We start from the raw sequence: 7,706 nt of genomic DNA on the forward strand, positions 1-7,706 counted from the left end.
CTCCAGCGTCGAGAGAGCGGTGTCGCGCGCGGCCACGGTCTTCGCCTCAAACAATGTGGTTGCCGCTTCTGGCATTGCCGCCGACGCGGAAGACAGCGGCAGGAGCAGAATGAAAGCGGATGTCAGCAGGCCTGCCAGTCGTGTCATCTTTTCCCCCCAATGTTTGTCGCGCAGTGCAAACATACACCATTTGCAGCGTCGCGCTTCAACCCGCCCCGCGGACGGTCTACACAGGGCAAACAATTGGGCATCGCGTGTCGAATTATCCGTTTTCCTACAAGCTGTCCTGGCTGCCGCGTTTCCTGAAGCCGTCACTGGCCGGCGACGCTCAAGACTTTGCGCCGATGGCCGGGACGCTGATGGATCCACCGCCGAAGCAAGCGGTGCGGCTTGCCTTTGTCGGCGACATCTCGGCGGTGGCCAACCGCAGCGCGCCGGATTGCGATCCGGCGATCAAGGCGCTGCTCGGCGCTGCCGATCTGGTGATCGGCAATTGCGAAAGCCCTGTTGTGGACAGGCCAAGCGCGGTGCTGGGCACAAGGCTCGGCACGCATCATGCGATGAGCGAGCCGTTCCTGGCCGAGGCGCTGACGGCGGTTGGTGTTGCGCGCGAAAAACTCGTGCTGTCGCTGGCCAACAACCATGTGCTGGATCAGGGCATCGCCGGTTTCGACGAGACAATCGCGGCGTTGCTGCGGCTCGGCATCCGCACGATCGGCCTGGCCGACGGTCCGGTTGTGCCGATTCAGGTTGGATCGCTTGATATCGGCTTCGCCGCCTTCACGCTGTGGCGGAACGCCGATGAAAAACTGTTTGCCGGGCGCGTTTCGATGGACAGCGATCCGGCGAGCTGGCCACCCGCTGGCTTGGACCTTCTCTGCGCCGTGCCGCATTGGGACTGGGAGTTCCGACATTTTCCGCGCGACGGGACGCGAGCGCTGGCCAGGCGGCTGGCCGGGCAGGGCGCCGGGCTGATCGCGGGCCATCATGCCCATGTCGTGCAGCCGGTGGAAAAGATTGACGGGACGATCGTCGCCTATGGGCTCGGCGATTTCCTCGGTACCGCCTTTGCCCGGCAGCCATGGCCGGGCCGCATCGGCTCTATCCTCGTTGTCGATGTCAGTGCCGATGCCGGTACGCGCGGCAGGATCGCGTCTTACCGGATGCATCCCTTCATGCGCCTGCGCGCTGGCGACCACGAGCGGCTGGTGTTGATGGAGGCTTTGGAGGGCCGAATGCGTGACAGGGTCGCGGAGCGACTGAAAGCGGTCTTCCCTTCTCCACCAACCGATGAAGGCGTTCCCGCTTAACCATCTGGCGGCCCTTGCAAAACCAACTATCATGCTCCCGCAGAGGCAGGATTGCGGGGGTAGCGGTGGAATCAGCGGATTTCATGCCGAGCGAAACGGTCATCGCCGGCATCCGAAAAGACATCGAGGCCTATGAAGCGGCGAGGGCTTCGGCGGTCCGGCAGGTGCGCTGGCGGGTGCCGGTGTTCGTGGGGCTGGTGCTGGTGGCCGTGGTGCTGGTCGCCTGGCTGTTCAACAAGGTCGCCGACCCCAACGAGCAATGGGTCTCGACGCCGCATGTATTTCTCTATGTGATCGGCTTCGCGGCTTCGATCCTGCTCTATTTCCAGGCCAGGAAACCGGCGACGCGGCTGCAGCAATCGTTCCGCGAGACGCTGCTGCCGATCATATTCGGCTTCATCGCCGACATGCGCTACCAGCATGGCGTGACGCCGAATTCCTTCGACCGGTTGCCGCGCACGGCGGTTGGTCCGTTCAACCGGCAGGCGTTCGACGACATCGTGGCGGGCCGCTATGAGGGGTTTCCGTTCGAACTGTACGAGGCGCATCTGCGGGAAGGGTCGGGCAAGGGCTCCTCGACCGCCTTCCAGGGCGTCATCGTCGCTTTCGAGACCATCGCGCCGTTTCCCGGCATATTGGTGGCGACGCGGCGGACCAACGCGGTGATCAGCTTCTTTCGCGGCATATTTGCCAGCAAGCTGCAAGAGCTGTCCAGCGGCGATGCTTTGCTCGATGCCGCCTACGAGTTCCGCACCGACAATCTCGGGGCGGCACAGCCATTGGTGAGCGGCCGGCTGGCGCAGGCGCTGAAATGGCTTGGCGAAACCTGGCCGGACGACCCAGCCCGCGTCGCGCTCAACGGCAGCGATGGTTTCCTACTGTTGCCGCAGACGAAGAACTTCTTCGAGCTGCCGGATATTTCGGTGCCGCTCGACTACAGCAGGCATGTCGCGCCGATGATATCGGACATGGGCGCGATGCTGGCGACGGCGGCACTTGTGCGCAAGATCGGCGCGAAGGACGAAGCGGGTTGATCGGGCTGCGCTTTCAGCACTCGAAGCCGTATTTGTCACGCATGTAGTCCGCCTCTTCTTTCGACATTTTGTTGAACATGACGCACACGGTGAAGCTGCCGACCTGACGTCCGCCGCGTGTGTATCCCCAGTCGGAAATATCGTCCCTGGTGAATTCTATGTTCTGGCCGAGGACGACGTTGTGCACTTCCTCCGGCTGGTTTGCCAACATGCCGACAAATCCGGTTTCGGTGCGGCGGAACGGTATGACCCAGAAGTGTTCGGTGACGTTGCCGTCCCGTACCTTGACCTTCAATTTGAACCTCTCTGTGTCGGCGGGAGGCGCCTCGGACAGTGCCAGGAAGTCGTCCAGGCTGGCGAGCGCCTGCGCGGTGGCCGCTGCCATCTCTGGGTCGCCGGGAGTGAAGATAATTGTTTTGTCGTCGCCCGGATCCGTGGCTTGTGCGCCGGCCAATCCTGGAGCAAGCGCCAGCATCAGGGACATCGCAGTCCAGACTGCAAGCTTCATGGAAGGCCCCCCTTCATGTCAACGGTCGACACCATCCCGCATTCGACGTCGGTTTGCAACCGTAGCGCGAGTTTGATCAGCGTTGGCGTGGCGGTTTTTGAACTGATCCGCGAAACAAAATGTGTATCGACGATCGGTCAGCGCTCTGTTTCGTGATGCCGCCCGAGATGGATTGCGGCGGCTGCGTGGTGATCGAAAGCCGCCCGTCACAATCGGCCAAGTGACTCTTTTCGCGGACAGAAGTGCGTTCATTGGGGGAGCCGAAGCGGCCTGAAATGATCTAGGTCGCAGATAATGTGTCGGAATTAAGCCTATGATATTGTTTGCGAAAATTCACCCAATGTGATTTGCGGAGGGTGCGCTTTCCGTCCAGTTTCAGGCCGTCCGGTGCTGTCGTTTCCCAAGGCGGCGGTCCGGAAAAGTGAAACAGCACGGAGTGCTTACCAATGAAGAAGACCCTCGCAACCACCGCTGCTCTGCTCGCCTTCCTCGGCACCGCTTATGCCGCGACCGTTCAGGGCACCATTCAGGCCGTCGATCCGACGACCAAGTCGATCACCCTCGACGACGGCAAGATCTACCAGCTGTCGCCCGAAGCGACGATCGGGAAACTGAAGGTCGGCGCCAAGGTGGCGGTGACCGTCGATGACAAGACCGGCATCGTGACGTCGATCAAGAAGGCCTCGTAAGGCGAGGGCATCGTGCGTCGGCAGACCTGCTGACGCAATTTCAGACCCTGTTCCATTCTGGCCGGTCCTCCGGGGACCGGCCATTTTCGTGCCCTTCACCCTCGACGCCAGGCAAACCGCCGTCCCGGCGGCGCCGCTATGGTTTTTGCCAAAGAGCCGCGCTATCCCTTGGCCACCGGGGGATAGTCATGGCCGACGAGCAAAAAGGGTTTCGCCTGTCGCGGCGATTGCTGCTGGGTGCGGCTGTCGTCGGCGGCGCGGTGCTGTGGGGCGGCAACACGGTGGCGCGGCTGGCACGCGGACCTTCGGGGCCGAAGAACGCAGGACGGATAGCCGATATAGACGGCTTCGCGCTGCCTCTGAAGCCGCTGGACAATGCGCCGGCCTTCGATGCGTCACTGCCCTGGTCGGCAAAGGGTGGTGACATCAACGATGCCAGCGGCCTGTCGATGACGCCGGTCTACGGCGTGGTCGAGGTCAGCGGGGACGAGCACATCGCCAAGGCCCTGGCCTTCGCGCGTGCCAATGGGCTGAAAATATCGCTGGCCGCCATCCGCCATTCCATGGGCGGGCATGCCTTCGACGACAACGCGCTGGTGCTCGACCTCAGAAAGTTCAACAGGGTCACCGTCGATGCGGCGGCCAAGACCATGACCCTGCAGCCGGGCGCGCGCTGGCATGACATCCAGAACCTTCTGCATCCGCACTTCGCGGTGAAGGCGATGCAGTCGACCGACATCTTCTCGGTCGGCGGTTCGCTGTCGGCCAATGCGCATGGCATGGACCACCAGGCGGGTTCGGTGGCGGGCTCGATCCGCTCGATGCGGGTGATGCTGGCCGACGGTTCGGTGACGACCTGCTCGCCGACCGAGAACACCGATCTGTTCCGCCACGTCGTCGGCGGTTACGGCCTGTTCGGCGTGGTGCTGGAGGCGACGCTCGACATCGTCGACAACGCCGTCTACCGCACCTCGCGCGAAATCATCAAATCGGACGATTTTCCGGAATTCTTCGCCAAGGTGCTGGAGCCGAACAAGGATATCGGCCTGTTCTACGGCCATCTGTCGACGGCGCCCGGCAATTTCCTCGAGGACATGATCGTCTACCGTTACGACAAGGTGGCCGAGCGGCCGCCGGCCGATCAGCCCGAGATCGGCGAACCGGGATCGGTCGGGTTGAAGCGGGTGATCATCAACCTGGCGAAATGGGGCAGCCTGTTCCAGGAATTGAAGTGGTTCACCGAAAAGACACTGGAGCCGAAATTCGAAAGCTGCACGGTGGCGCGCACCTCGGCCATGGCCGAGGGCGAGGCCTGTCTCGTCACCCGCAACAACCCGATGCACGATTCGGTGCCCTATCTGTTCAACGATCAGATGGAAGAGACCGACATCCTGCACGAATATTTTATTCCGCGTGCCGCCTATGTCGAATTCATCGCGGAAGCGCGCGAGATCCTGCGCAAGCAGACGCTGCCGGTGCTCAATGCTTCGGTGCGCATCGTCCACAGGGAGGATGTGGCGCTGACCTACGCGCCGGAGCCGGCCTATTCGCTGGTGCTCTACGTCAACCAGCCGACCGATGCCGACGGCAATGCCAGGATGCGGGCGCTGACGCGGGCGCTGATCGACGTGACGATCAAGCATGGCGGGCGCTTCTTCCTGCCTTACCAGCTGCATTATACGGCCAGGGAATTGCTGGCCTCCTATCCCGAACTGCCGGCCTTCCTGGCGGCGAAGCGGCAGTATGACCCAACGGAACTGTTTTCCTCGACCTTCTACCGTGCCATCAAGGCGCTGAGCGGGGTGTCGTAAGAAGCAGGAGAACAGCCATGCGGATGGTATCGGCGGCGGCACTCACCCTCATCGCGCTGTGCGCCGGACCGGCCGGAGGCGAGGATCTCAAGGCCTTCAAGCTGACCATCGACGGCGTGACGGTCGATATCGATCCCGGCGAGAGCGCCGATGTGACGCTGCCCGGCGGCAAGCAGAGCAAGGTGACGCTCGCGCGCAACGACTTCGCTACCTTTTCCGGCAGCGATTTTTCCTTCGTCCACCCCAGCGGCATTTCGGTGACCAAGACCGATCTCGGCGATGACATCACGCAGTATCTGATGGCCTCGGCGCTGGGCACGATCGTCGTCGTGCAGGAGTATGGCGCCATGAATCCGGTGTCGCTCAACCAATTGATGCTGCAGGAGATGACCAGGCAATCGGTGCAGGCCGGCGCCAAGCTGACGCAGGGGCCGACCACGCGCAAACTCGCCGACGGCAAGGAATTGACCGGGATCCGGGCCGAGGTGAAGACACGCACCGACACCGCCGATTTCGAGATCGTCGGCTTCGGCCTGGCCGATCGGGGGCTGCTGTTCATCACCCGCATTGCCGGCGAGGATGCAGCGACCGAAAAGCCGCTTGTCGACAAGTTCTGGCAGAGCCTGAAAGTCAGGTTCAGGCCGGACTAGGATCGTGTCTCAGTTTGGATTTCGGCTGGGGTTTTGCGTAACGGCGGCTCAAGTTATTCTGAAGACCCCGGGTTGGAGATCCTGCAGCATGGCGAAGCTCATTTTCAGAATGAACCAGTCACTCGACGGCTATGTCGACCACCAGAAAATGCCGTCGGGCCCGACGATCTTTCGTCACTGGATAGAGCAAGTGCGCAATTTGAGCGGCAGTGTGTACGGTCGCGGCATGTACGAGGTCATGCGCTATTGGGACGAAGACAGTCCTGAGTGGAGCGCGGAGGCGCATGAATTCGCGGCGGCGTGGCGGAGCCAACCGAAGTGGGTTGTGTCGCGCTCTCTGAAGTCGGCCGGCCCTAACGCAACACTTGTCGCGGATGACGTCGAGGCGGTGATACGCGGGCTTAAGGCTAAGCTCGTCGGGGAGATTTCAGTTTCTGGACCAGGCCTGGCACGAAGCCTGACCGACCTTGGTCTTGTAGATGCGTACCAACTCTACCTCCATCCGTTCGTGCTTGGTCATGGCAAGCCATTCTTCGCCGGCCCCCGGCCGCCGCTTCGCTTTGTGGCCAGCGATTTGATTGGCGACGACGTGATCAGGTTGACCTATGTGCCTGCCTGATCACGCGGTCGTCGAACCGAGACGCCAGCGGGCCTACAGCCCCTTCGGCACCAGTCCGGCCAGCCAGTTCACAGAGCGCTTCGCGGCGTCGGCGGTTGCCGAGGCGGCGCGGCCGAGATCGGTCTTGACCACGGCGTAGCCGTTCTTGGTGCGATAGAGCACACCGGTTCCGCCATCGACCACCTGTTCATAGGCAACGGGCCGGGCGGCGTCGGCTTCCATGGCGGTCGTCGGCGAACCGACCGAGACGCTCGGCCGGTGGCTGAGTTCCGGCGGCAGCGGGCTTTCGGTTCTGACGACGCGGCTGGCGGGCTTCAATTCCGGGCGCGATGCGGTCGCGGCCAGCTGCGAAGAGGACGACGAACCCTTCGTGCGGCAAATGCCGGAGACGAGCGGATAGTTGAAATTGCGCTCGTGCAGCATCTGGCTCTTCATCGCCGCTTCGCACTCGGCGACGGTCGACCATTTGGCCGGCGTCTCGCCGATATATTCGCAAAGCTTGGCGTCGCAGTCGCAGCCGACAATGGTCATGGCGACAAGGGCGGTCTTGATCACGGTCTTGTCCCTTCGAGATGCCCCCCGGCAGCCCTTCCATTTCTTCCCATTCCTTCGCGCGCGAACAAGGCGGGATTTGGCCGCGATTGTGGAATGGGCGTGGCGGAGCCCAGGAAATGCCTAATCTTGGCCGGGCGTGACCGAAAGGCCTCAGTAATCGTAGACGTGTTCGAGCCTGGCGCCGGACTTGATCAGCGCCGGCAGCACGAGATGCAGTTTGCGCACGGCAACGATCATGCCGGTGCGGCGCGTGGATTGATCGGCCGGCAGCGGATAGCTGAACAGGATGTGCATGCCTTCGGGAATGGCGATCGTATCGGTGGAGAGCACCGTGGCCATGATCTCGTCATTGCCGCCGATCTCGACGAAGGAGACGCCCTTGTCGATCAGGCGCAGGATCATTTCGGTGAAGACCTGATAGCGCCTGGTGACGAAGATGGTGCCGTCAGCGCCCATGTCGCGTTCGAGCAAGGTGTCGGGCTCGTTGCGCGTGGCTTCGCCGACGGGCCCCTTGGCCCAGACATGGATGT

8 protein-coding genes and 2 pseudogenes are annotated in these 7,706 nt (G+C 62.4%); 6 read left to right on the forward strand and 4 right to left on the reverse strand.

What is annotated here, in order from left to right:
* Positions 1 to 183 (reverse strand): annotated as a pseudogene (locus EN884_RS17695) (hypothetical protein); the annotation flags it as partial.
* A 71-nt stretch (positions 184 to 254) separates the two neighbouring features.
* Here EN884_RS17695 and EN884_RS17700 point away from each other — a divergent pair.
* A complete protein-coding gene (locus EN884_RS17700) occupies positions 255 to 1,310 on the forward strand; it encodes a CapA family protein (protein WP_063168830.1) in 1,056 nt (351 codons plus the stop codon).
* A gap of 83 nt (positions 1,311 to 1,393) precedes the next feature.
* Positions 1,394 to 2,344, forward strand: coding sequence for a DUF3137 domain-containing protein (locus EN884_RS17705; protein WP_164747158.1), 951 nt, complete (start codon positions 1,394 to 1,396; stop codon positions 2,342 to 2,344).
* Positions 2,345 to 2,357: 13 nt separating this feature from the next.
* Here EN884_RS17705 and EN884_RS17710 read toward each other — a convergent pair whose 3' ends face one another.
* Positions 2,358 to 2,852, reverse strand: a complete 495-nt coding sequence (locus EN884_RS17710) for a DUF2314 domain-containing protein (RefSeq protein WP_063168829.1) — start codon at positions 2,850 to 2,852, stop codon at positions 2,358 to 2,360.
* A 446-nt stretch (positions 2,853 to 3,298) separates the two neighbouring features.
* Here EN884_RS17710 and EN884_RS17715 point away from each other — a divergent pair, with 446 nt between their 5' ends.
* From EN884_RS17715 to EN884_RS17730, 4 genes are all read left to right on the forward strand, one after another.
* Positions 3,299 to 3,541: a DUF1344 domain-containing protein gene (locus tag EN884_RS17715; RefSeq protein ID WP_013530037.1), complete on the forward strand. Its 243-nt coding sequence runs from the start codon at positions 3,299 to 3,301 to the stop codon at positions 3,539 to 3,541.
* 188 nt (positions 3,542 to 3,729) lie between these two features.
* Positions 3,730 to 5,352 (forward strand): FAD-binding oxidoreductase, encoded by a 1,623-nt coding sequence (locus EN884_RS17720; protein WP_063168828.1) that lies wholly within the window; start codon positions 3,730 to 3,732, stop codon positions 5,350 to 5,352.
* Positions 5,353 to 5,369: 17 nt separating this feature from the next.
* Positions 5,370 to 6,002 (forward strand): hypothetical protein, encoded by a 633-nt coding sequence (locus EN884_RS17725; RefSeq protein ID WP_063168827.1) that lies wholly within the window; start codon positions 5,370 to 5,372, stop codon positions 6,000 to 6,002.
* 88 nt (positions 6,003 to 6,090) lie between these two features.
* Positions 6,091 to 6,621, forward strand: a complete 531-nt coding sequence (locus tag EN884_RS17730; RefSeq protein ID WP_027162137.1) for a dihydrofolate reductase family protein — start codon at positions 6,091 to 6,093, stop codon at positions 6,619 to 6,621.
* A 33-nt stretch (positions 6,622 to 6,654) separates the two neighbouring features.
* Here the strand turns inward: EN884_RS17730 and EN884_RS17735 are convergent, their stop codons facing one another.
* Together EN884_RS17735 and EN884_RS17740 are read right to left on the reverse strand one after the other, a co-directional pair.
* A complete protein-coding gene (locus EN884_RS17735) occupies positions 6,655 to 7,176 on the reverse strand; it encodes a hypothetical protein (protein ID WP_023809774.1) in 522 nt (173 codons plus the stop codon).
* 150 nt (positions 7,177 to 7,326) lie between these two features.
* Positions 7,327 to 7,706: pseudogene (locus tag EN884_RS17740) on the reverse strand (hypothetical protein); the annotation flags it as partial.

The organism is Mesorhizobium sp. M7A.F.Ca.AU.001.01.1.1 (assembly GCF_004022735.1).
GTDB lineage: Bacteria > Pseudomonadota > Alphaproteobacteria > Rhizobiales > Rhizobiaceae > Mesorhizobium > Mesorhizobium ciceri.